The following is a 23,322-nucleotide window of genomic DNA, read 5'->3' as shown; positions in this document are numbered from 1 at the left end:
AATTAGGAGAAAACCCTCTTATAATCATAGTGTTTTACTGGGATCGATCGAGAGACAAAGGTACGAAATGTCTGATCCCGAGGCGAACCGCGAAGAGCACCTCAATAATATCCGTAGGGAGATTTGCTGCTGCAAAAATTCTCCTAGACCCTACGGTAAAGGAAGAGCTAAAGGCTCCCGCTCAAGAGGTCTTCGACGATGCCCGAGCGCAGCTCGAGGAAGGGATTATCGAGTGAAACACTCACTCCTATAGTCCAAAGGCGGCTGCTTCTACTCCAAGTGGGGTAAGAGAGCAGTCCGCTGGTCATTTCAATCACTCATCTTTGTTTTACATTAAGAGCAACGATTTATTTAGATTGCTCTTTTTTTGTATAGATTTTACCTTTCATCCTTATAGGATAGCCATTTCTTAAAATGTATAATTTTATTAATTTATGATAAATTAAAAGTAAGGAACAAACAGTCACCGCCTTCTAGATGGGAGCAACAAATGCGCATGCTCACCAGCATTGTCCCGGCCGTCGCTGGAAGCATTGGGTTTATCGCCCCAGCCTTCCAGTGCTTCAAGTCGATCCGACAGGGCAAAGTAGGGATAAAGTTCCGGTCAGGGAAAGTCGTCAAGAACAAGGACGGATCAACCAAGATATTCAAAGCCGGCACCCACCTGAACGTGCCTATCATCGACAAATTCAGGACGATCTTCGTCAATCACACCAAAATCTACAACCCTCAGGTCGTACTGCTTCGGGATAACACTGAGTTTGAGGTGAGGGCGAGCGTCTGGTATCAAATCACCGATCCTGAAAAGGCATTGGTGGAGATCGAAGACGTTCAAACGAGCCTGGAACATCTGTGTATGACCAAGGTACAAGAGGTACTCTCGGTACGAACATCGAAGACCCGAGACAAGGTTGCCGATGCATTGTTGGCGGCCGTAGAGGAAGATGCTGGAAAGTGGGGCGTCAAGTTCCTCAGCTTTCAGCTCGTCGACTGTCACGCTGTCGGAAACACGGACAAGATCATGTCAATGGAACCGAAAGCAATAGCCTCTGCCAAGGGATTCAAGGTGTTCTTGAGGACATTGTTCTCCAAGTAGCCTCTGTCGCTGAGGTCAACTGGTAAGTGAACATTTGCATCCCTCGAAAATCGGTGCACCGGGCGGAATCGAGGAATCCTGACTTCTCTTCCGTCCAAAAAGACCTGATCTCCATCCGCAAGGACAGAGGTCAGGTCATCGCTTGTTTACATATTTCTTCGATATTGTCCACCAACTTCATAAAGTGCTTTGGTAATTTGTCCGAGAGTCGCTACTTTTACCGTCTCCATCAACTCAGCAAATATATTGCCATTTTGATTTGCTACTTCTTTAAGTCTCGCTAGTGCTTTTTCTGCTTGCTCCTTGTGCTTCGCTTGAAAGGCGAGTACATGCTCTACTTGGCATTTCTTCTCTTCTTCCGTAGCCCTTGATAACTCCATTTTTATCTTTTCCATCTTACCCTCAGGATTCTCAAATGTATTGACTCCGATAACCGGTAATTCCCCGCTATGTTTTTTCATCTCATATAACATCGATTCTTCTTGGATTTTACTCCGTTGGTACTGGGTTTCCATCGCTCCAAGTACACCGCCGCGATCACTGATCCGCTCAAACTCCTGTAAGACAGCTTCTTCTACAAGGTCGGTAATTTCATCGATGATGAAAGAGCCTTGAAGGGGATTTTCATTTTTGACTAGGCCTAATTCTTTGGTAATAATCAATTGAATCGCCATCGCTCTGCGGACAGATTCTTCAGTTGGTGTTGTTATTGCCTCATCATAAGCATTGGTATGGAGGGAATTACATTGATCATAGAGTGCAAGAAGTGCTTGGAGGGTAGTGCGAATATCATTAAAATCAATCTCTTGAGCATGAAGAGAGCGACCTGATGTTTGAATATGGTATTTGAGTTTTTGGCTTCGTTCATTTGCTCCATAGAGCCGTTTCATGGCGACTGCCCAAATGCGGCGAGCTACCCGGCCGATCACCGCATATTCTGCATCTAGACCATTACTAAAGAAAAAGGACAGATTGGGAGCGAAATCATCGATTTTCATCCCTCTACTCAAATAGTACTCTACATAGGTAAAAGCATTGGATAAGGTAAAAGCCAATTGAGTGATCGGATTTGCCCCTGCTTCAGCGATATGATAACCGCTTATACTGACAGAATAATAGTTACGAATGTGCTGTTCGATAAAATACGCTTGCATATCCCCCATCATTTTTAACGCAAACTCGGTTGAGAAAATACATGTGTTCTGCCCTTGGTCTTCTTTTAAGATATCTGCCTGCACCGTACCGCGAACTGCTTGAAGTGTAGAGGTGATGATGTTTTTCTCTTCTTCGCTGGATGGAGCACGATGATGTTCTTGCTGAAACTTCCTGCGTTGTTGATCGATCGCTGTGTTGAGATACATGGCTAGAATGATCGGAGCAGGACCATTGATGGTCATCGAGACACTTGTATTAGGTGCACATAAATCAAACCCAGCAAATAAAGCGTGCATATTATCTAGTGTGCAAATACTCACCCCTGATTCTCCTACTTTTCCATAAATATCTGGTCTTTCTGCCGGGTCTTCTCCATACAGAGTCACACTATCAAAAGCAGTGGACAACCGTTTGGCTTGATCATTTTTGGATAAGTAGTGAAACCGGCGATTGGTTCGCTCAGGTGTCCCTTCACCAGCAAACTGTCTTTTGGGGTCTTCATCCTGCCGTTTTAAGGCAAATACACCAGCAGTAAACGGGAAATGTCCAGGAAGATTTTCTTTGTATAACCAACGAAGCAAATCCCCTAAATCGCGGTAAGCAGGCAGGGAAACCTTGGGAATTTTACTTCCTGCAAGGGTTTCTGTGTATAAAGGTGTAGTAATTTCGCGATTTCTCACTTTGGTAATAAGGTTTTCTTGTTTATATTTTTCAACGACAGCTGGCCAACCGCCCAGCAGAGTTTGATTTTCCACCTTTAGCTCATTCCAGAGTTCTTGCTTTTTCCGTTCTAATTGGTCTATATCAGGAAGCAGCCTTTTTACACCTTCTAGTTGATACACTTTTGTTGCAATATTTGCTTGTTCCTCTGCTTCCTGATGATACTTACGGATCGTTGAGGCAATTTCTCGAAGATAATGCATTCGTTCTGGAGGGATAATGAAATTTTTGGGCTGAACATTTTCAAGCTGAATCGCAGTGGATTGCCATTTATTCGGTTGTTTTTCATTCAAAAGCCTGAGTAAAGCGTGATAAAAACGATTGACCCCTTGATCGTGGAAATGATTAGCCATGGTACTATATACAGGCATTTCATCGACAGGAATATCAAACTGTTCCCGATTTCGCTGGACTTGTTTTTTTACATCACGCAAAGCATCTTCTGCTCCTTTGTGATCTGCTTTATTAATTGCGATGATATCGGCATAATCCAGCATTTCGATCTTCTCTAATTGAGAAGGAGAACCATACTCAGCAGTCATGACATAGACCGACAGATCGCTGATGGGGACAATATCGGCATTTCCTTGGCCGATACCGCTTGTTTCTACAAGGATGAGATCGAAGTCAGCATGATGTAAAACTTCTATCGCTCCTTCGATCGCACTACTCAACTCTGAGCGGGCTTGCCTTGTAGCAAGACTTCGTAAAAAGATTTGCGGCTGATAAATCGCATTCATCCGGATGCGGTCACCGAGTAATGCCCCGCCTGTCTTCTGTTTAGAAGGGTCAATCGATAATATGCCGATTCTTTTATCAGGAAAATCATCTGTAAAACGACGAACCACTTCATCCGTTAACGAGCTCTTTCCGGCACCGCCAGTGCCTGTAATTCCGATAACCAATGCTCGTTTCCCGGTTTTCGGCACTGTTCCCCCTTGCTCGACATACGTTATTGCCCGGGAAATAGCATAGTCGTCAGATAATGATTGATCACTCCAAGTCCTCCCTATCACAATCGGTTGATCCGTTTTTTCAATCATCCAATTGATCATTCCTTGGAGCCCTAGTTGTCGTCCATCTTGAGGAGAAAAAATCTTTGCTACCCCATAAGATTCCAGAGCTTCGATTTCAGAAGGGATAATCACCCCTCCACCGCCGCCAAATACCTGAATATGATCTGCCCCTTTTGCCCGAAGCAAATCGATTAAATAAGAAAAAAAGGCAACATGCCCCCCTTGATAAGAAGAAAGCGCAATACCTTGAACGTCTTCTTGGATTGCAGCTGTCACAATCTCCTGTACAGAGCGGTTGTGTCCAAGATGTATGACTTCAACCCCAGACGCTTGCAGCAATCGGCGAAACAAATTGATCGAAGCATCATGTCCATCAAACAAGCTTGCAGCAGTTATAAAGCGGATTGCATGCTTTGGAAATCGTCTGACTTGTTCCATACCCAAATCACATCCCTCCACTGCCTCTTATTCGCTCTCGCTTGCAAATAGTTGCTTTGCCAACATCTCAGCTAGTTCTTGCGGTGTTGTTTCTCCTCTGTCTAATTGGGATACCAGCCCCTTAAAACTCTCCTTTTGCATGAGGGTTTTGCGCCTCTGTTCATACAGCAGCAATAATTCTTCCTCTACTTCTTGGTAAAGTTGGGCCAATCGCTGTTTTTCCCATTCTCCAGTCTGTTTGAGGTATTGATCATGTTTCTGTAAACACTCCCAGAGGTCAGTTATACCTTGATTTTGCTGGCTGCTTGCCGCGATTACACTTGGCATCCAAGCTCCTTTTCCTCCGCTTAACTCCAACATGTCTTCGATCTCGGCGATCAAACGAGTGGCGCCCGCTTGATCTGCTTTGTTCACCACATACACATCAGCGATCTCCATTACACCCGCCTTGGTCACTTGTATCATATCTCCAGCACCAGGGTGGAGTACCACACATACCGTATCTGCAAGGTGCATAATCGAAAGCTCCGACTGACCGACACCAACAGTCTCAATTAAAATAACATCAAACCCAGCAGCATCGAGTACACGGACACAATCTTTGGTATGGATTGATATACCACCCACTTTTCCTCGATTCGCCATACTCCGCAAATAAATCCCTTCATCCATAGCATGGCGATTCATTCGAATCCGATCGCCTAAGATAGCTCCTCCTGAAAACGGGCTCGTCGGATCGATTGCTAAAACACCAACAGTAAGCCCCTTTTTCCTTAAATGAACGAGCAGCGAGCCAATAAGTGTACTTTTCCCAGCCCCAGGAGAACCTGTTATCCCAATGACCTGTGCTTTTCCGGTGCAGGGTAGAAGCTCTTTTAACATCGATTTGGCTTCTTCATCTCGATTTTCTAGTTTGGTGATCGCTTGCGCAATCGTACGTTTATCTTTTTGGCGTAAAAGCATCAGCCAATCTTCCAACTTTTTCCCACCTTTATCCCTTTGTCAAATATTTTGCGATGACGATGCGCTGTATTTCATTGGTTCCTTCGTAGATTTGGGTGATCTTTGCGTCGCGCATCATTCTCTCTACGGGATACTCTCGTGTATATCCATACCCGCCAAATATTTGTACTGCTTCTGTTGTGACTTGCATTGCGGTGTCCCCAGCCAATAATTTAGCCATCGCAGATGCCTTCCCATAACTTTTGCCATTGCTCTCTAACCACGCAGCTTGATAGGTTAAAAGTCTTGCAGCTTCGATTTGTGTTGCCATATCTGCCAGTTTAAATTGAATCGCTTGCTGCTCTGCCAATGTCTTGCCAAATTGCCTGCGCTCTTTGGCATAGGCTAGCGCAGCATCCAATGCCCCTTGGGCAATGCCGACTGCTTGTGCTGCGATTCCATTTCTCCCGCCATCCAGGGTACGCATAGCTATCGTAAACCCTTGTCCTTCTTCGCCCAATAACTGGTCAGCAGGAACACGGCAATCTTCAAGGATGATTTCCAAGGTAGGAGAAGAACGAATTCCTAACTTTTTTTCTTTCTTGCCAAAGGAAAATCCAGGTGTGCCTTTCTCCACAATAAAGGCGCTGATCCCTTTATGCCTTTTCGTCGGATCTGTAACAGCAAAGACGATGTAAATTTCTGCTTCTCCCCCATTGGTGATAAATATTTTATTTCCATTTAACACATATTCATCACCTTCACGAATAGCTGTTGTTTTCATGCCTGCTGCATCCGAACCTGATCCTGGTTCTGTTAACCCATATGCGCCCAGCTTCCTCCCCTCGGCTAAGGGACGCAGGAAACGCTCTTTCTGAGATTCAGAACCATATGCAAAAAGCGGCCAACTGGCAAGGGAAATATGCGCAGATAAAGTAACACCCATCGATGCACACACCCGAGATAACTCTTCGACTGCAATCACATAGCTGAGAAAATCGCTTCCTGCTCCGCCAATCTCCTCACTCCACGGTATACCAGTCAATCCCAACTCACCCATCTGATCAAAAAGACTGCGGTCAAACCGCTCCTCTTCATCACGAATACTGGCTGTAGGGGCAATCTGTTCTTCTGCAAATTGACGAACCATCTTTTGCATCATTTCATGTTCTTCATCCCATTTGAAATTCATTTTTGTCTGCTCCTCTCCTGAGTCAAGGTGCTCGCTATCACGACACGCTGAATTTCGTTGGTTCCTTCGTATATTTGGGTTACTTTTGCATCACGAAATAAACGCTCAATCGGATAATCTCGAATATAACCGTTGCCGCCAAAAATTTGCACTGCTTCTGCCGCCACTTTCATCGCTGCATCAGAAGCATACAGCTTTGCCATCGAAGCTTCCCTCCGGCATGCTTTTCCTTGTTGTTTGTAAGAGGCAGCTCGATATATCATCAGTCTTGCAGCTTCGACCATCGTTGCCATATCTGCGAGTTTAAACTGAATCGCTTGCTGATCTGCTAGAGGTTTACCAAATTGTACTCGGTGTTTGACATATTGCAGACAGTGTTCTAAGGCACTTTGAGCAATACCAAGCGCTTGCGCTCCTATGCCAATTCTTCCGCCTGCTAGATGCTGGAGAGCGATTTCATACCCTTGCCCTTCTTCTCCTAACAACTGACTGGCTGGTACCTGAGCTTGATCAAAAATAAGTTCTCCTGTATGAGAGCCGTTTAAGCCCATCTTTTTTTCTTTTTTGCCAAAAGAAAAACCGGGTGTACCTTTATCGACAATAAAGCTGCTTATCCCTTTTGTTCCTTTTGCTGGGTCGGTCACGGCAAAGACAATGTATACATCTGCTACTTCCGCATTGGTGATAAATACTTTGCTGCCCGTAATCACATATTTATCATTTTCCCTGACTGCCCGCGTTTGAATCTTACTTGCATCGGACCCAGCCTGAGGCTCTGTTAAAGCAAATGCCCCAATCTTTTTTCCCCAGCAAAGATCACTCAAGTACCTTTGCTTCTGTTCCTCTGTCCCAAAGTGTAAGATCGGCATTGTAGCAACAGAAGTGTGCACCGCTAAAATCACCCCGACTGTGGCGCTTACCCTCGAAAGTTCCTCTAAGGCAATAATATAGGAAATAAAATCTGATCCGACTCCGCCTGCTTCAGCTGGGATGGGGATACCCATAAAACCCATCTCACCCATCTTGTGAATGACTTCAAGCGGAAATACTTCTGCTTCTTCCATTTTAGGTATATGGGGAGGGATGTGTTTTTCCGCAAATTGACGAACTACCTTACGCATCATAGTTTGTTCATCTGTAAACGTAAACTCCATCACTCTGCCCCCCTGTAATCATAAAATCCCCGCCTGCTCTTGCGGCCTAACCAGCCTGCTGCTACATACTTTTTTAATAAAGGACAAGGACGATATTTGCTGTCTGCAAAGCCCTCATGTAATGTTTCCATGATCGAAAGACATGTATCTAAACCGATAAAATCGGCTAACTCTAAGGGGCCCATCGGGTGATTCATTCCCAGTTTCATCACATCATCCACTGCTTCCGGTGTTGCTACCCCTTCATATACAGCATAGATTGCTTCGTTAATCATCGGCATCAATATGCGATTGGATATAAAACCGGGAAAATCGTTGACTTCTACCGCTTTTTTCCCCAATTTTTCGGTAACGCTTAAGACAGCTTGATACGTTTCTTCACTTGTGGCCAAACCGCGAATCACTTCAACCAATTTCATAACAGGAACGGGATTCATAAAATGCATCCCAATGACACGATCAGCTCGATCAGTCGCAGCAGCTAATGAAGTGATAGGAAGAGAGGAGGTATTACTTGCAAAAATGGCAGAAGAGAGGGCTAATTGATCCAGTTTAGCAAATAGCTCTGTTTTTGCCTGTTTTTTTTCAACAATCGCTTCGATGATCAGATCAACATCTCTTACAAGATGCAAATCCGTTGTCGTTTGAAGGCGGTTCAAGTACGTAGTTTTTTGCTCGGCAGTACATCTCCCTTTCGCGATTTGCCGATCAAAATTTTGCGTAATTTTTTGGACGCCTTTTTCTAACCAATCATCCGATTGATCGATCAAAATGACCGAATATCCAGCTCGAATCGAGACTTCTGCTATTCCACTGCCCATTTGCCCAGCACCGATCACTGCTAATCGCTTCATCTTGATCCCTCCATCACTTCACTTCGATTAACACTGCATCTCCTTGTCCTGCTCCGCTGCAAATTGCCGCGACTCCAAGTCCGCCCCCGCGGCGGCGCAATTCATATGCCAGAGTGAGCAAGATGCGAGCCCCGCTTGCACCGATTGGATGTCCAAGTGCGACAGCTCCACCGTTCACATTTACTTTCGATTCATCCCAGCCGAGTATTTTCCCTGTCGCTAAAGGGACTACAGCAAATGCTTCATTTACTTCAAATAAATCAATATCTTTTACATTTAATTGATGCTGGTGTAGAAGCTTCTGAATGGCATAAGCTGGAGTAACTGGGAAACGCTCCGGTTCCATCGCAACTGTAGCATGCCCTAAAATCGCAGCGAGCACATTTACTCCGAGTTCCTCTGCTTTTGCTCGTGAGCTGACGATCATCGCCGCGGCACCATCATTGACTCCTGGGGCATTTCCAGCTGTAATCGTTCCGTCTGCTGCAAAAGCTGGGGAAAGTGCTGCTAATTTTTCACTGCTGCTGTCACTGCGAATGGATTCGTCCGTTGTAACCAACGTCGTAGATTTACGATTTTTCACTGCTACTGAAATGATTTCTTCTGACATCACTCCAGCATCGACCGCTCTAGCTGCTAACTGATGACTGCGAACTGCCCATGCATCTTGTTCTTCTCTACTAATCTGGTATTCTTTCGCTATCGTATTTCCATGTATAATCATATGCACACCCTCAAATGCACACCACAAACCATCATGTATCATCAAGTCAACCAACTGCCCATGACCCATCCGCTGTCCAAATCTCGCTTTGGGCAGGATATAGGGAGCATTGCTCATGCTCTCCATGCCGCCAGCAACAATTAACTGACTTCCTCCAGCACGGATAATCTGCTCTGCCAATGTCACGCTGCGAATTCCGGATGCACAGACTTTATTGATCGTTTCTGTCGGAACATGCCAAGGAATACCAGCGAGATGCGCTGCTTGGCGGGATGGGATCTGTCCTGCTCCGCCTTGTAACACCATTCCCAATAACACTTCTTCTACTAAATCAGCAGAAACACCAGCTCGCACTAACGCTTCCTTGATCGCAATAGCCCCAAGTTCTACCGCAGGGATCGTATGAAGAGAGCTGCCCAATTTTCCAATCGGTGTCCGTGCTCCTTCTAAGATCACTACTTCGCTCACACTCCCACCTCCAGCAGATCAAAATTGACTGTTTCAACATTAAAATGAAAACGTTATCAATATTAAGGATACCTTATCGAGGAGGCATTTACAATTCCATCAAATCATCTTAAATAGCCATATGGCTTCTTACATTTTTATGTTTTGGAGAACAGAAATATTTTTATTATCTCTTCCTCACATAAGCCTGCTTCCCTACTAAAATCATACTTCTTTTAGAAACGGGATTTACCAACTTTTCTCTAAGCAGAAAATCCATACTTCCACTAAAATAGAAATAGAACCTACAATGGAAGGAAAGAAGAACGTGCAGAAGTTTGTTACCCATCCTCTGGGGTTTCTGATCACCATTCTCGCAGTTACCCTGTTATGGGGAAGTCCTGCTCCCATTATCAAGTTGAGTTATACTTGGTTATCGATCAGCCCAGATGAATACAGCAAGGAATTTTTATTTGCAGGCTATCGCTTTCTGTTATCTGCTCTCATCCTCTATGTCATTTTACGAGTTAGGAAAAAAGGAAAAATCTTTACTCCAGCTGCTTTCCAGCATTTGAGCAAAGTAGGATTCGTCCAAAACTTTTTGCAGTATCTCTTTTTTTATGTGGGGGTAAGTATCTCTTCCAGCATGGTTACCGTCATTCTCACTGGCACCGCTTCCCTGTTTCAAATTTTAATCGCTCATTTTATCGATGCAGATGATCGGTTAACATTGCGGAAAATAGCTGGAGTAACCATAGGTTTCCTCGGAATTTTTGTCGTCAGCCTTCACTCTATCTCTTCAGGAGTGGGCTTTGGAGCGGGAGAAATACTATTGCTTTTAGCCAATCTAGCAGGAGCTGCTGGAAATCTGCTAGCACGCCATGAATCGAAAAGATATGACATTGGTGTTATTACCTTTTATCAACTGTTCATCGGTTCCCTCTGTCTCATTGGCATAGGGATTTGGAAAACAGGACTGTTGCCTTTTCACTTTGATTTCCAATCTGGAACTACTTTTGTTTATTTGGCATTTGTAGCAGTGGTCGGGACATTTTTTTGGAATATCTTGCTTCGTTATCACCCTGTGAGTAAGACATCCATTTTTTTGTTTCTCATCCCGGTATTTGGCGTTTTTTACTCTTCTTTTCTGTTAGATGAAAAACTCAATTTTTACACGTTTATCGGCTTGATTCTCGTCTGTTTGGGGATTGTCGTCGTAAATGCGAAAAATAAAACAGCAAAAGAGCAGATAGCACCGGAAGTGTAACTCATACAGATCATTTGGCAAACCAACCGACATCTCCTATAATAAAGAGAGACAGAGGCGATCTACGAACTTCGGGAGGAGATATGTCGCCTAATATCCATCCCATGGCATGGATCAACCTTGCCATCCTGCTGGTCTTCATCGCTTGGAGAATCTACCGAGCCAAGGTGATAAAGGAGCTCGAAGTAAGCGGGCTGCGGATCTTCGCCTGCGTCGTCTTCACCTTTATCGGCGTCGGTTTCATCGAAGCGATAAACGGCGTGATGGGAGCACGATGGTTCTTTGCTCCTATGGCAGCGGTGATACTGGGTTACATCTTGAGGGGCAAGAAGCCCGCGCCCAAGCCTCTCTACATCCCCCCTGCAAGGACGAGGACAAAGAAAAAGAAGAGGAGTTCAGAGGATCTGCAGGAAGAGATGCTGCAGGAACTGCGTCGTTTTCGTCGTTCCGTTGACGATGTCGGATACTGGGTGATGGACGACCACGACTGATCGAAGGAGAGTAGATCACCTGTCGGCTGTGTGCTAAGTTCACACACAGCCGACCCCGAGAATAAAGCATGAACATATAGATAGCCAGCTCCAGCACAGTTGGAGCTGGCTTTTATTGTAAAAAAAGAGGAAATCATCATTTGACAACTCCATACGGCTAAAGCCATTGGATTCTTGGGACGATAGACTCATGACTATTTCATTACCAAGCTAACCCCGTGTGCCCCACGGTTTACGTATGTTGATTTCTTATTTGCCGCAAACAACTTGGTTTTCGCCTGCTGCGACTATACATATATTACTATGCGAATACTTGTTTGTAAAGTTACTTTTTTTCAAAGGTTGGACTGATGAAAGGAAATTCCTTCTCTTCGTCCAACTCTCGCTTTCATCCCACGATTTGTATTTAAACCGTGGGTTTTCTTGCTCGCAATGCTATAATAGAAGTACATCAACCGTGATCCACAACCTCCCGGGAGTTCAAAGTGTTTGTTTTTTATCTGCTGGCCATGGCCGTCTGCATCGTTCACGAGATTGGCCGTTCCAAGCAGAGGTACGGTCTCTACAAGTCCGAGCGGCGTCGCAAGTGCAAGCAAGGCATCGCCTTTGCCTTCATCTGGCCGATCACCTGCGGTCTGCTGTACCTGATGAGCGCACCTGAGTGGGTTCTGTTCCTCTTCTTCCTGGCTGTCTTCGCCATCGTGGTGTTCGTCACCAAGATCAGGTGGAACATCGAATACTTCTGGGGCCTCACCGACTGGATCATCGCGGTCGGGAGGGACCTGCTGGGCTTGATCGCCAAGAAGTTCAAGTCGAAGAAGGTGTCGCTGAACAAGGCTCCGGTGGCTCCGGCTGCTCCCGCTACTCTGGTGGCTCCGGTTGCCCCGGTGACTCCCGCGGCTCCGGTGGCTCCAGTGGCTCCGGCTGCTCCGGTTGCCCCGGTGACTCCCGCGGCTCCGGTGGCTCCAGTGGCTCCGGCTGCCCCGGTGACTCCCGCGGCTCCCGCGGCTCCGACGGCTTTCAAGGTCACCGACAATCGTGTTGGAGACCGGGACTTCCTCGGTTTCAAAAAGTCCTGAGATTCCACAGGGGGGGTGGATCACAGCTGACTACATGCTACCTAAGTGTGTAGTCAGCCGTGAACATATAAGGAATGAATAGATAGAGAAACCAGCTTCTAGTAGATTAGAGGCTGGTTTGTTTTGTTTCTAATAAGACTTCGATCGTAATTTAAGTTATTTGGAAAAAGGAAACATTTACAATTATGATTTTTAACCGATTGTCAACTAGAGGTATAGCGTATTATAATGAAAGTAAGTATTCGTGATCCACCTACACTCCTGGAGGAGTATCTCTCATGGACACTGCCATGAAGCTCTTTCTGTTCTGGAACGTCGGCATGCCCCTGTCAGCCGCCGTGTTCACGGGCCTCATGGCCCACCGCTTCAAGGAGCATCGTCAAGAGTTCAAGTTGCGACTCACTTTGGCGGGCATCGCCATCTTGTTCGGGTTCATCTTCCCCTGGCTCGCGATCGCTTCTGGTCTCTTCTGGATCAAGCGAATCAAGCAGCAGCACCCGGCACAGCACCCGGCGATCCCGACGACGACGCCGCAGCAGCACCCGGCACAGCACCCGGCGATCCCGCCGATGCCGACGACGCCGCCGCAGCTGAACCCGGCGCAGCAGATGCTGTTCGACCGCTACGTGACCATGTTCAAGCAGAACGCGGACAAGTACTACCTGGAGCTTCCGAAGCTCTGGGACGCTGACCAGACGGTGTTCCACATGGTACGCGCCTACGTGGACGCCATGTCGTCGACCGCGGCCCCGGCACCGGCAACCCCGGCCCCGACCGCACCGGCGACCGGTCAGGTCGACGTGACGAAGAAGCTCATTCTGCCCCAGGGCGACTGACACTCCACAGGAGGGTGGATCACGCCGACCGTACGAGCAACATCGTACGGCCGGCTGGTATATAATGATTCAACATATAGATAAAACCAGCTCTCATCGTTTGGGAGCTGGTTTCCGTTTAGCAAGAACACCTTTGGAGAAATCTCCCTTACAGTACGGCGAAATAATTTCAGATTTATTTGTCAATGGGACAAATTCATACTATAATCAGCAGTGAATATAATAATGAACCTATAGAAAAACCAGCTCTTATTCAATAAGAAGCTGGTTTTGTTTTCCCTATTTTATATTACTTTACCAACCTTTACGCTCACGAAGCGACGTAATATGAGCGACATGATGCTCACTATGCCAAGCATAAAGAGCCGTTGTGATATCAAGATTCATCGGCCCAAGTTCTGGGTGAAGAAAGACCTTTTCCCAATCAGAAGGGGAAAGAGAACGCAGTAAAATTGTCCAACGGCAGTGCAGACCGTCTATGACAGCAAGGGAACTGGAAATCGGCGCATGCTTTGCATCTGGAAGCTCTGCCCATTTTCCCTCATCATAGGTGCGAATAGTGGGGGATTCTTCGGTCAACGCAAGACGAAATCGGGTATAGCTGTTGATATGACTATCTGCCAGATGGTGAACCACCTGCCGGACAGTCCATCCTCCCTCTCGGTAAGAGGTATCGAGTTGTTCCTCTGTTAAACCTTCTACTGCATCCTGTAAAGCTGAAGGAAGGTTTTCTATCGTTTGAATGAATTGTTGACGCAGCTCTGAGGTGAATTCTGCCGGTTTTTGAAACTTACCTATCGGATAACGGTAATCCATCTCATTCCCACCTCTTCATTAAATTTTGACACTATGTATCTGACAATTTATATACTATGTTATTCAAAAATATAAAAGTCCTTACTTTTTGGCAAGGACTTTGTTCCTTATTCTCATCATGTATCCTTGGGATAACTTAGCTTCTTCTCTTGATTTTATAAGATCCAAAGCTATTTTCCCTTCCAATTTCTCCTTTTGTACAACTCTTCAAAAACTGGATCTGCTGATATTTGTTCGCTGATAAACTGTTTAATGAAACTCATCTCTTTCCCACCATTATTAATTTTCCTTTAAAGTACAGACTGTGCCAACAGCTCTGCTACATCAAACGTTTGTACCTGATCCTCTACTTCCATCGCTTTTGTTCCATCGGATAGCATCGTCAAGCAATACGGACAAGCACTGCTGATGATGGTTGGGGATACTTCCAAAGCTTGCTCTGTTCGGGCAAGATTTACCCTTTTTCCTTCTGTCTCCTCCATCCACATCATCCCGCCGCCGGCGCCGCAGCACATGGCATTTTCTCGATTTCGCTTCATCTCTACCAATTCCACTCCGGGAATCTGGCTCAAAATGTATCGGGGTGCTTCGTATTCTTCATTGTACCTGCCTAAGTAACAAGAATCATGGTAGGTGATGCGTTCTCGGATGGTTTTACGAGGGACAAGTTTCTTCTCTCTTACTAACTGAGCTAAAAGCTGCGTATGATGGATAACTTCGCCTTCCCAGCCTAGGTCTTTGTACTCGTGTTTAAATAAGTTAAAAGCGTGAGGGTCAGCTGTGATAATCTTCTTCACTTGGTGTTTTTGAAACTTTGCGATGTTTGCTTCTGCTTGCTGTTGGAACAAAAATTCATTGCCCAAACGTCTTGGTGTGTCTCCTGAGTTTTTTTCTTGATTTCCGAGAATAGCAAACGAAATTCCTGCGTTGGTCAACAATTCCACCACAGCTTGGGTTACTCGTTTTGTTCTCGTATCATAGGAACCCATCGAGCCGACAAAAAACAAATACTCGAAAGTTGGATTTTCTTTTACGGTTGGCACCGCTACGGTACTCTCGTCTGTCCAACTCGCCCGTTCTTTTTTGCTTAGTCCCCACGGGTTGCCTTGTCGTTCAATATTATTAAGCGTTCGGGAAGCTTCCGGGCGGATGCTTCCTTCTGTAAGAACCAAGTATCGGCGCATATCGATAATTTTATCGACATGTTCATTCATCACAGGACAGGCATCCTCACAGTTGCGGCAAGTGGTACAACCCCATAACTCTTGGGCTGTAATGACATCGCCCACAAGTGATACGTCTTTGCTCTGGGCTGTCGCAGCTGCTTCTGTAGCAAAAGCAAATGCAGGCATCCATGGAGTGGTGGATGTGATCGCTGCTCCCTTGGCTGTCAAATGATTGCGCATCTTTACGATTAAATCCATTGGAGATAACATCTTTCCTGTTCCAGATGCTGGACAAACAGAGGTACAACGCCCGCATTCTACACATGCATATAGATCGATCAACTGATTTTGCGCAAAATCTTCGATTTTTCCCGCACCAAATGTCTCCGCAGACTCATCTTCAAAATCGATCAGGGACAGCTTAGAACGATCCCTTCGCAATACCACATTTAACGGAGCGACAAAGAGATGAAAGTGCTTGGACTGAGGAACATAAAGTAAAAAACTAAACAAAATAACAGCATGCATCCACCAGCCGATATAAAACAAGACACTGCCTGCGGCCGGTGTCATCCAGCTGATAAAAAAGAAAGCGATTGCAGAAGACAACGGAGCAGTCCAAGTAAGGCTTTCTTGCAGCCAAACTTTTTCAAACGCAGAAGACCAAATAATGGACAAGAGCAGGGAAGTGAGGAACAAAATGACCAAACCAGAGCGAAAACCCCTTTTTAGTCTGGGGAGTTTCTCCACATAGCGACGATAGTAAGCATATCCAGTAGCGAGGAATACGAAGAAAACAGTGACTTCTTCTAAGCATTGAAATACCGAATAATAGGGGATCGGCAGATGATGTCCCAGAAACAAGCCTTTGATAAACAAATCGATTGCCCCAAATTGAATGAGGATAAACCCGTAAAACATGATCACATGCATCCAGCCGCTTTTCTTATCTTTTAACAGCTTCTTTTGACCAAAAATATAACTCCATGCACCAGCAAAATTCCACTCCCACTGCACCTTTTTGCCAAGTGAGATGTAGCGGTAGCGGCTATATACAATCCGGCTAAATAAGAAGAGAACTGCTGCAGTTAACAACACAAACAAACTGAGGTGAATCCAATACAAAGTCTGCATTCCCATTGCTCCTTTTTGTCAAATGAATACAAAGAAGGGCTGATAAAACAAAACCTTTGCCGACTAGCAAACTCTTGCATTATTTAAATAGGAAGCTACCTTAGACATCCTAGACCAAAAAACAGAACCTAAAACCGTATGAAATTCTCACTATCATAAGTATATTGTATATGTTCATCATCTTTCCTTCCATTGTAAATTTGATCTCCTGCCTAAACGGTTGCAATTGGAATTTACCTCCAAAATACTCTTCTTCCCATCACCCTTTCTACATAAGACATGAAATCCTCATGGACACACGGTTCCTGCTCTATTCCACAGAATTATTTTCATTTGTTGGTCAAATTGCGCTTTGTTGTACGAATACTGGTTATCCATTTTCAGAATTGTTATAATTAATAGGAACACGGAATAAGCCTATTTCGAGTAGCAGAAGGAAATACCTTTTCCTCAGTAGGCGTGGCAACCGATCAATAAGGAGTTGATCGGAATGGTGTTCACTAGGACTCCAGACAAATCATCTGGAGAAGCGGATCTCTCTTTGAGAGTCTCCAAGAGGATAAACCTCTAGAACGAAAGGGTAACGGTGATATCTGTTCCAACTGTTTCAACCTTTCGATTTCTAGAGGATGAACCTCTAGAACGAAAGGATCAACGTGGTAACTGTTCCAGTAGTACCTACCTTCGTTGAGAAGGACCTGTCGCTTCGCGTGAAGGTCGGTGATGCTTGCGGGCTCACCTGCACCTTCTGTCACAACGAGGGGGTTCCGGTGACTTCCGACAACCGCAACCTTCTTATCAGTCCCATAAAAGAGTCAGCCCCTATCTGGAAGGATGGAGGAAAGTCGGGTCGACGGTCCATCTACAGCCAAAAGAACGGAGTAAACTTCCTATCCGACCTGGTGGAACCAGACGACGAGTTCGTCGCAGCGCTGAACATGATTCGCGAGGTGTTCGGGACAACGGAAATCCACCTCACGGGTGGGGAACCGACCCTTCATCCCCGAGTCGCGGAAATCGTCCGAGTTGCCACAGAGAACGGCTTTGTGGTGGGGATGACCTCCAACGGAGAGAACCCCAAGGCGATTCCATCCAGCGCGGCAATGGGTCTGGACCGCGTGAACTTTTCCATCTTCGGAACAACTCCCCAGGAGCTCGCCGAAGTACAGAACGAGAAGTTCCGAAACGAAAAGCTGGCGGCAGTGAAGCTGAGGTCATTGGCGAGGAGCATCGATGCGGCACTCTCCAACGGCGTCAAGGCAAGTGCGAATATCGTCGTTCTCAACCACGACCACATTCCACGTGTCCACCGTCTGCTGGAGCAGTATTCCAGCGAGCTTTCCGTCCGGCTGCTCAATTCGCTGGATGACGGTCAAGCATCCATCGATGCCATCAATCAAATATTCGCGGACCTGAACGCCAAGCCGGTCGCGAACTACGTGACAGCAGGAGTCTCAGGCGCTCGAACCGTGTACGAACTCCCCGACAAAAGGAGGATTCAGTTCAAAAAAATTCGAACCGTCCGACTCCCCGACACATGTCAGGGATGCAGCCTCAATAACCCCATCGACTGCCAAGAAGGCTACTATGGCATGCGGCTCTACAAGTCTATGGGAGGAGGTTACATCGTCGGCATCTGCATTCAGCGGATGGATCTTGCTATGCCTGTGGTTGAGTTCGTCAACAGCCTTCAGTGCCAGGAGGTATTGGACTTCAGGGAACAGGAGTACAAACAACTGAACGCTGCAAAGTAAAGGCAGCCACGCTCGTGGCATCCTTGCAGCCCATGCAGGAGGAGAAAGACACCTCCCGCTAACCAGGTTTAATCGCTAGTCGATCGTATGGTCGAAAAGCGAAGAGTGAGCTGAGGCTCTACCTGGGTCCCCCTCTTTCTGAAGAAAGAGGGGGACACTGATTTATGGAGTTATTTCGAATTTGCTTTAGAAAACAATGTTACATAACATAAATCTTCAGTTCATAGTTGTATATACAAACTATTAGATAGTATACGTTTTTCTACACGGCAAACTTCTTTTACTACTACCCAAAAAAATATATTTTTCGTAATGTTATGGAAACAATTCCGAAACAAGTAATTGTTAGAGTAATATTTGTGATTTATATTACAATTTTAAGGAGTTTTTGTTATGAAGAAAATAACTATGGCCTTTTTATCTGCTATTGTTGCTTTGATTGTTATACTCACCGGATGCAGCCAATCTGGGGCAGACTCTAATAAGAAAGAGTCTACAGCAACGAAAAAAGAGGTACCAGCATCAACAGAAGATGATCCAATTAGTAAATTAACTGTATCACCAGAACATGAAAAGTTGATCAAAGATGCATTGGAATCAGCAAAACAAGGAAAGCAAGTACCGATGGATAAGAACTATAAAGAAGTTTCTTGGGGCGAAATAGAAAAAGTATTAGGTGAACCTGCGATGAGTGGACCGGAAGATGGAGGTTCTATGACTTATGCAGCAGGTAAATATGAGATTACGTTTTTGTTCAAGGGTCCAGATTCACCAAAATATTTTCAAAAAAAACTCGTTTCTATGAAGGTCGAAGCAGCAGAAATAACAAAATAATGCTACCTTCTTAGGGGGGATGATTCTACAGAGACCCTGTCCTACCCAACAATGAGGGGTCATTCTGGGAATAAAATACATTACAGAAAGGAGTCTATCTTTGTTCAGATAGACTCTTCTTTTATGATCAACGATGTCCAAAAACTGAAAGGGCAATTCTATCTATGTTTATCATGTGATCTAAGTCTTCTTCAATCTGTACATTTTAATAGGTTTTATGTACTTCTACAGCAGAAATTTTATCGTTGTAACTAGCATTAAATTTTGCAATTTTTTTACTTTTCGTAACGCCAAATCCATGGTTGTTCTTCTTGCTGTCCAGACTATTTTCCCACAACACAATCGTCTCACCTGGTTTAACCGTATATATTGCTGAAGAAGCAATATCATTCCAGTCATCACCCACATAATTATGGGTTCCACAGAATTGCTTATGTCTACCTTTAAAGTTTGCATGTTCATATAATGTCACACAAGATTTGGCGGGTGTAGCAAAAGATGAAATGGGTAATGCAAAAGCAAAAAGCAGTGTTAGTGAAAAAATAGATACTATTACTTTTTTCAAAAGACTACCTCCTTAAATGAGTATATTTTTGATAGTCATGATAAATATAAGTTTAGCAAACAATTTTATACTAAGATGTGTCCAGATAAAGAAAAAATCACTAGTTTCCATACAGAGATGTCATTCCATTAAGAACTGCTCTTGTGAGTTCTCTCAATAGGGGTCGCCGTAGGGGAACAACAGCATAGGCTTGTAAGTTCTATCACTGTGAATAAGATGCAAGTCAGTTAGGCTGCATTTGGTGAAACGGGCGAAGCTCTGCCCTGTGGGAAAGTGCTAAAACCCATGACTTGGCACTACTAGCAAGGATTGCGATTGGATGCTGCCTAGTATATGGGAAAGATCACGATAGAGTAAACAAATAGAGAATCCCACCCTCTGAATAAAGGTGGAATTTTGTGAGTATGTAAACTGGTTTAACAAATTTCATATACATGTAACTCTTGGATATCTAACTCCAGAGGAGTACAAACAGTTACACCTTAAAGAAATTGTCTAGTTTAGTGTTGACATTCCATTGTATTACTTATATACAAAGAATTTTCACGCTTTACCTTTTTACCTAACTTTTACCCCCAAAAAAATGCTCCAAGTGGAACAGTTAGCCTGCAATAACAATGCCCCTTTTTTCTCTTATGTACTCACATGCCTTTTCTAGCGCGTTATAGTCACCATGTGGCACTTCAATATCAATATCAATATCATCCCCCCACAAATACAGCGTTTCTCCCTCTGTCCGTGGGTGCTTGTATGTATTCCATAGCCAAACTACCTCATCATGGACAATTTCTGCATCCGTAGCGAACCAGAAGCCCGCCCAAATAACTCCCAACGATTCGGGCATTTTACTCGTTTCCTTTTTTATCTCACAGCCACGGGCGAAGAATTCCACGCTTTTTTGGGGGAAGCCTAAGGTTGAACCTATAAGAAATTCTTCCTCATAAGAACCTCGCTCTACCTCGTTTAATGCTTCCTCAAACGCTCGTTTCTGTTCTTCTGTGTGAAAATGAAACGTGTTATCTTCATCGTATTCCACACAGGGGTAATGCTCTACCAGTGGGTAAGCCTGTCGGTAGGGTTCGATAACTAACGCCGGCTTATAACCGTCTAAAAACGCCTCGTAATCCCTTTTCTTTCGCATTCCAAGCCCTCCTATATGTACATTAGCCCTCTAAGGGGCTAATACAATCACTTGTCGACAATGTGGCGACATTCGCTGCAAATCCACTCTCCTTTTTTCCATGATACGTTCTCGTTAGATTTACAACGTGGACATACGGGCGGCTTCTCGTTCTGTTGATCGATCCAAAATGACAAGCCATCCAGATGAGGCGGTTGTACTTCTTTCTCCACGGTTAAACACTCCCATCATATGTTCTTATGGGTCGTTTGTTGGTATAGAGTACATCCCATGCTACAAGAAAAATTTACCACAAATTGGACAAAGTGAAACCAAAAAAAGACGACTTTTTATGGCTAGTCATCTTTTTGTTCGATGTGCTTTCAAATGAATCAACAGCTATTAAGTAGAATGAAGCTTATGTAATGGAGAGATCGAGGGTGATCAAGTAGATGCAAATGGATGCTGCCTAGTGTATGGGAAAGATCGTGATAGAGTAAACAAATAGAAAATCCAACCCTCTAAATAAAAGGTGGGCTTTCGTTTAACCTACTGGATCGCCTTCTGTTGAATGATATTTCATGCTAGTCCCCCCTTAGTTTTACCCCATTGGATCGCCATCGTTTCTTCCCTGCTGTACATCTCATCTAAAAATCAATGAGTTTAGACTGGGTCATCGAAAATCGAACGATCCCACTTGAAGTCACCGAAATCCTTCAAAAATTATCGGATAAACATCAATACTCTGTCGATGAGATGCATCAGCACAAGCATGAAATCGTAAATGAGCTTCAACTCATAGGTAAAGGTTACATCGTAAAGTTTTTATTTCCAAATGGAATAGATGATAACGAAAGATGGCTGCATGCTCTCATTCGAATGGAAATCAGGCGGCTGCAAAAATAATAGGATGGCGTTGCGGTTATCCGTGGAAGGAAATAGAACAAAAGTTAGTGAGTTTATGGAGGCGATCAAAAAAATTCCCCAATGGCGGTTTTACCAAGGATCAAAGGTGGCAATCGGCGGTGACGAACTGAGAATAGACTACTTTTTTGATGAGAAACCTGCCGGGCCGTCATTGGTAACAAATCGGGCTAGTACTATATCTCTTAGCCTTGAAAATGGCAGCAAGCTGGAGTTTGTGCTATTGGATACAGAAGTTGCGAATATGGGCAATGGGATTACCTATGTACATGGCAAAAGTTACGACATCTTCGCTGATTCAAAGGAAAGAGATAATTGATATAGTAGAGTTACTATGAAAAAACAATTTAAAAATCAGCATCGTACACTAGAGAGTTTTGGATATGAATTTCTCGTCATCTGTCCTCACTGTTCCAAACACGCTAAAGTTACTTCTCTAGGTGAACCTTATCCGTTTCTAAAAGACATCACCAAACGTTTTCTTTGTACCTATTGTGGAGTGAGTAAAGACCTTGTTCCAAAGAAAAATCGAGCAAAGCAAAACATCATATCTTATGGGCCAAATTATAAAAAGGAGTTTATCAGTATCGGAGGAGCTTTTGACTGGTACTTCGGCTATCCGCTTGTTTTGCAAATCCCATGCTGCGGCAAAACATTATGGGCCTATAACCGGGAGCATCTAATGTATCTTAAAAGCTATGTGGAAGCCGAACTCAGAGAACATTATCCCTATTATTTGAGCGTAGAGAGCATGCTGCCAAACTGGATCAAATCAGCGAAGAATCGGAAACTGATCTTGAAAGCAATCGCAAAGTTGGAGGAGAGGCTATTTCATGATACATAAACCCGTATAAGAGCTCTGTATCGGTGAAAAAAGAACAAGCGTACTGTTGGAATTCTTATACAAAAAATCCCCCCTATGCATCCCATCTCTCAGAAAAAAGAAATAGAGATGCCGAGAGGGGAGGCAGGGAGGTTAGGAGTGGGGCTTCTACTTTTCCAGCTATTGTGATGCTTTGTCCAATTACGATTAAAGGAATCCCCGTCAGCCAGAGGTTGGCTCATATATTCGTTTTGGTGCAAGTATTCTTTCTTCAAGAGGCTTGCAGAAGTAGAACCTTTTAATAAGAACCAGTACGAATCTTAGAAAGGGGATGGGGGTTATCTGGTTTCTTAATGTAAACCTGCGCATAGGAAGTATGTGGGCTTAGGTCATAGACCATGGCACTATAACAGCTGGTTTGTCCAGGTATGATACTACCATTACCTCTCGTACAAGTACCTATATGCTTATCCGTATTCCGGGTAACAAAAGCAAGAATTTCATATCCTTTGGGAAGGGGCTTATTTAGTTTTACATATGCCCAAGCAGTTTTACATTTGCTACTAAACATGAGATACAAGGTACCAGTTATACTGCCATAGGAAATTTTTTTCGTTTTCGGTGCCCATCCAGTCTTATGACAACCAGTTTTCACAGGACTTTTACGGTCATATTGATATTGATAAGCATAAGTCTGATTGAAACCAGTAAACAAACCAAAAACACTAATGACAGCAGCTAGCAAGCCAGCACTTAATTTACGCAACAAATGGAA

The 23,322-nt window shown here is 44.5% G+C and carries 22 protein-coding genes; 11 read left to right on the top strand and 11 right to left on the bottom strand.

Going from position 1 to position 23,322, the window contains the following annotated elements; translation table 11 throughout:
- The first annotated feature begins 490 nt into the window (after positions 1-490).
- A complete protein-coding gene (locus MK805_RS09120) occupies positions 491-1,096 on the top strand; it encodes an SPFH domain-containing protein (RefSeq protein WP_240875369.1) in 606 nt (201 codons plus the stop codon).
- Positions 1,097-1,242: 146 nt separating this feature from the next.
- On the opposite strand, the gene icmF is transcribed toward MK805_RS09120, so the two are convergent.
- Genes icmF through MK805_RS09090 form a run of 6 tightly spaced genes read right to left on the bottom strand, consistent with a single transcriptional unit; the run spans position 1,243 to position 9,759 of the window.
- Positions 1,243-4,425, bottom strand: coding sequence for a fused isobutyryl-CoA mutase/GTPase IcmF (gene icmF, locus MK805_RS09115; RefSeq protein WP_240875877.1), 3,183 nt, complete (start codon positions 4,423-4,425; stop codon positions 1,243-1,245).
- 27 nt (positions 4,426-4,452) lie between these two features.
- Positions 4,453-5,403, bottom strand: a complete 951-nt coding sequence (gene meaB / locus MK805_RS09110; RefSeq protein WP_240875368.1) for a methylmalonyl Co-A mutase-associated GTPase MeaB — start codon at positions 5,401-5,403, stop codon at positions 4,453-4,455.
- Between the two features lie 13 nt (positions 5,404-5,416).
- Positions 5,417-6,559: an acyl-CoA dehydrogenase gene (locus tag MK805_RS09105; protein WP_240875367.1), complete on the bottom strand. Its 1,143-nt coding sequence runs from the start codon at positions 6,557-6,559 to the stop codon at positions 5,417-5,419.
- On the bottom strand, positions 6,556-7,713 hold the full coding sequence (locus MK805_RS09100) for an acyl-CoA dehydrogenase (RefSeq protein WP_240875366.1): 1,158 nt from the start codon (positions 7,711-7,713) through the stop codon (positions 6,556-6,558). The genes MK805_RS09105 and MK805_RS09100 overlap by 4 nt, the downstream gene beginning before the upstream one ends.
- Positions 7,713-8,573, bottom strand: coding sequence for a 3-hydroxybutyryl-CoA dehydrogenase (locus MK805_RS09095; RefSeq protein ID WP_240875876.1), 861 nt, complete (start codon positions 8,571-8,573; stop codon positions 7,713-7,715). Before MK805_RS09095 ends, MK805_RS09100 begins: the two co-directional genes overlap by 1 nt.
- Positions 8,574-8,580: 7 nt before the next feature.
- Complete coding sequence (locus tag MK805_RS09090) at positions 8,581-9,759, bottom strand: acetyl-CoA C-acetyltransferase (RefSeq protein WP_240875365.1); 1,179 nt, start codon at positions 9,757-9,759, stop codon at positions 8,581-8,583.
- Between the two features lie 307 nt (positions 9,760-10,066).
- Between MK805_RS09090 and MK805_RS09085 the strand changes: the two genes are divergently transcribed.
- The 4 genes from MK805_RS09085 to MK805_RS09070 all read left to right on the top strand — a co-directional run bounded on the left by MK805_RS09085 (position 10,067) and on the right by MK805_RS09070 (position 13,411).
- Complete coding sequence (locus MK805_RS09085) at positions 10,067-11,005, top strand: DMT family transporter (RefSeq protein ID WP_240875364.1); 939 nt, start codon at positions 10,067-10,069, stop codon at positions 11,003-11,005.
- 104 nt (positions 11,006-11,109) lie between these two features.
- Entirely contained in the window at positions 11,110-11,496 is a 387-nt protein-coding gene (locus MK805_RS09080; protein ID WP_240875363.1) for a hypothetical protein, read from the top strand.
- Between the two features lie 485 nt (positions 11,497-11,981).
- A complete protein-coding gene (locus MK805_RS09075) occupies positions 11,982-12,575 on the top strand; it encodes a hypothetical protein (RefSeq protein WP_240875361.1) in 594 nt (197 codons plus the stop codon).
- A gap of 278 nt (positions 12,576-12,853) precedes the next feature.
- Positions 12,854-13,411, top strand: a complete 558-nt coding sequence (locus tag MK805_RS09070) for a hypothetical protein (protein ID WP_240875359.1) — start codon at positions 12,854-12,856, stop codon at positions 13,409-13,411.
- A gap of 294 nt (positions 13,412-13,705) precedes the next feature.
- On the opposite strand, the gene MK805_RS09065 is transcribed toward MK805_RS09070, so the two are convergent.
- Together MK805_RS09065 and MK805_RS09060 are read right to left on the bottom strand one after the other, a co-directional pair.
- Positions 13,706-14,227, bottom strand: a complete 522-nt coding sequence (locus MK805_RS09065) for a YfiT family bacillithiol transferase (RefSeq protein WP_240875357.1) — start codon at positions 14,225-14,227, stop codon at positions 13,706-13,708.
- 290 nt (positions 14,228-14,517) lie between these two features.
- Complete coding sequence (locus MK805_RS09060; protein ID WP_240875356.1) at positions 14,518-16,527, bottom strand: (Fe-S)-binding protein; 2,010 nt, start codon at positions 16,525-16,527, stop codon at positions 14,518-14,520.
- Between the two features lie 656 nt (positions 16,528-17,183).
- On the opposite strand from MK805_RS09060, the gene MK805_RS09055 reads away from it, so the two are divergent.
- Both MK805_RS09055 and MK805_RS09050 read left to right on the top strand, forming a co-directional pair.
- A complete protein-coding gene (locus MK805_RS09055; RefSeq protein WP_240875354.1) occupies positions 17,184-18,281 on the top strand; it encodes a radical SAM protein in 1,098 nt (365 codons plus the stop codon).
- A 393-nt stretch (positions 18,282-18,674) separates the two neighbouring features.
- Entirely contained in the window at positions 18,675-19,115 is a 441-nt protein-coding gene (locus MK805_RS09050; protein WP_240875353.1) for a DUF4309 domain-containing protein, read from the top strand.
- Between the two features lie 205 nt (positions 19,116-19,320).
- Here MK805_RS09050 and MK805_RS09045 read toward each other — a convergent pair whose 3' ends face one another.
- A complete protein-coding gene (locus tag MK805_RS09045) occupies positions 19,321-19,680 on the bottom strand; it encodes a peptidase inhibitor family I36 protein (protein ID WP_240875352.1) in 360 nt (119 codons plus the stop codon).
- Positions 19,681-20,068: 388 nt separating this feature from the next.
- Here MK805_RS09045 and MK805_RS18145 point away from each other — a divergent pair, with 388 nt between their 5' ends.
- Entirely contained in the window at positions 20,069-20,179 is a 111-nt protein-coding gene (locus tag MK805_RS18145) for an IS3 family transposase (RefSeq protein ID WP_420833066.1), read from the top strand.
- Positions 20,180-20,281: 102 nt separating this feature from the next.
- Here MK805_RS18145 and MK805_RS09040 read toward each other — a convergent pair whose 3' ends face one another.
- Positions 20,282-20,821: a hypothetical protein gene (locus tag MK805_RS09040; protein WP_240875351.1), complete on the bottom strand. Its 540-nt coding sequence runs from the start codon at positions 20,819-20,821 to the stop codon at positions 20,282-20,284.
- 636 nt (positions 20,822-21,457) lie between these two features.
- Between MK805_RS09040 and MK805_RS09035 the strand changes: the two genes are divergently transcribed.
- The 3 genes from MK805_RS09035 to MK805_RS09025 are packed head-to-tail and all read left to right on the top strand — an operon-like array spanning position 21,458 to position 22,568.
- The gene (locus MK805_RS09035) at positions 21,458-21,706 is read left to right on the top strand and encodes a hypothetical protein (RefSeq protein WP_240875350.1); all 249 of its coding nucleotides are present in this window, start codon (positions 21,458-21,460) and stop codon (positions 21,704-21,706) included.
- A gap of 10 nt (positions 21,707-21,716) precedes the next feature.
- Complete coding sequence (locus tag MK805_RS09030) at positions 21,717-22,043, top strand: hypothetical protein (protein ID WP_240875347.1); 327 nt, start codon at positions 21,717-21,719, stop codon at positions 22,041-22,043.
- Positions 22,044-22,058: 15 nt separating this feature from the next.
- Positions 22,059-22,568, top strand: a complete 510-nt coding sequence (locus MK805_RS09025) for a hypothetical protein (RefSeq protein WP_240875345.1) — start codon at positions 22,059-22,061, stop codon at positions 22,566-22,568.
- A 277-nt stretch (positions 22,569-22,845) separates the two neighbouring features.
- Here the strand turns inward: MK805_RS09025 and MK805_RS09020 are convergent, their stop codons facing one another.
- Complete coding sequence (locus MK805_RS09020) at positions 22,846-23,316, bottom strand: DUF2690 domain-containing protein (protein ID WP_240875343.1); 471 nt, start codon at positions 23,314-23,316, stop codon at positions 22,846-22,848.
- Positions 23,317-23,322 lie beyond the last annotated feature (6 nt).

It is taken from the genome of Shimazuella soli (assembly GCF_022511585.1).
Lineage (GTDB): Bacteria > Bacillota > Bacilli > Thermoactinomycetales > Thermoactinomycetaceae > Shimazuella > Shimazuella soli.
Note: the sequence above shows the minus strand (reverse complement) of the source record. Positions and strands in the feature narration are given on the sequence as shown.

Excerpts from the sequence above, each read along its gene's own strand:
- MK805_RS09120 (WP_240875369.1), top strand. The coding sequence starts at position 491 with ATGCGCATGCTCACCAGCATTGTCCCGGCCGTCGCTGGAAGCATTGGG.
- icmF (WP_240875877.1), bottom strand. The coding sequence starts at position 4,425 with ATGGAACAAGTCAGACGATTTCCAAAGCATGCAATCCGCTTTATAACT.
- MK805_RS09105 (WP_240875367.1), bottom strand. The coding sequence starts at position 6,559 with ATGAATTTCAAATGGGATGAAGAACATGAAATGATGCAAAAGATGGTT.
- MK805_RS09100 (WP_240875366.1), bottom strand. The coding sequence starts at position 7,713 with ATGGAGTTTACGTTTACAGATGAACAAACTATGATGCGTAAGGTAGTT.
- MK805_RS09080 (WP_240875363.1), top strand. The coding sequence starts at position 11,110 with ATGGCATGGATCAACCTTGCCATCCTGCTGGTCTTCATCGCTTGGAGA.
- MK805_RS09070 (WP_240875359.1), top strand. The coding sequence starts at position 12,854 with ATGGACACTGCCATGAAGCTCTTTCTGTTCTGGAACGTCGGCATGCCC.
- MK805_RS09065 (WP_240875357.1), bottom strand. The coding sequence starts at position 14,227 with ATGGATTACCGTTATCCGATAGGTAAGTTTCAAAAACCGGCAGAATTC.
- MK805_RS09060 (WP_240875356.1), bottom strand. The coding sequence starts at position 16,527 with ATGCAGACTTTGTATTGGATTCACCTCAGTTTGTTTGTGTTGTTAACT.
- MK805_RS09050 (WP_240875353.1), top strand. The coding sequence starts at position 18,675 with ATGAAGAAAATAACTATGGCCTTTTTATCTGCTATTGTTGCTTTGATT.
- MK805_RS09040 (WP_240875351.1), bottom strand. The coding sequence starts at position 20,821 with ATGCGAAAGAAAAGGGATTACGAGGCGTTTTTAGACGGTTATAAGCCG.
- MK805_RS09035 (WP_240875350.1), top strand. The coding sequence starts at position 21,458 with ATGAGTTTAGACTGGGTCATCGAAAATCGAACGATCCCACTTGAAGTC.
- MK805_RS09025 (WP_240875345.1), top strand. The coding sequence starts at position 22,059 with ATGAAAAAACAATTTAAAAATCAGCATCGTACACTAGAGAGTTTTGGA.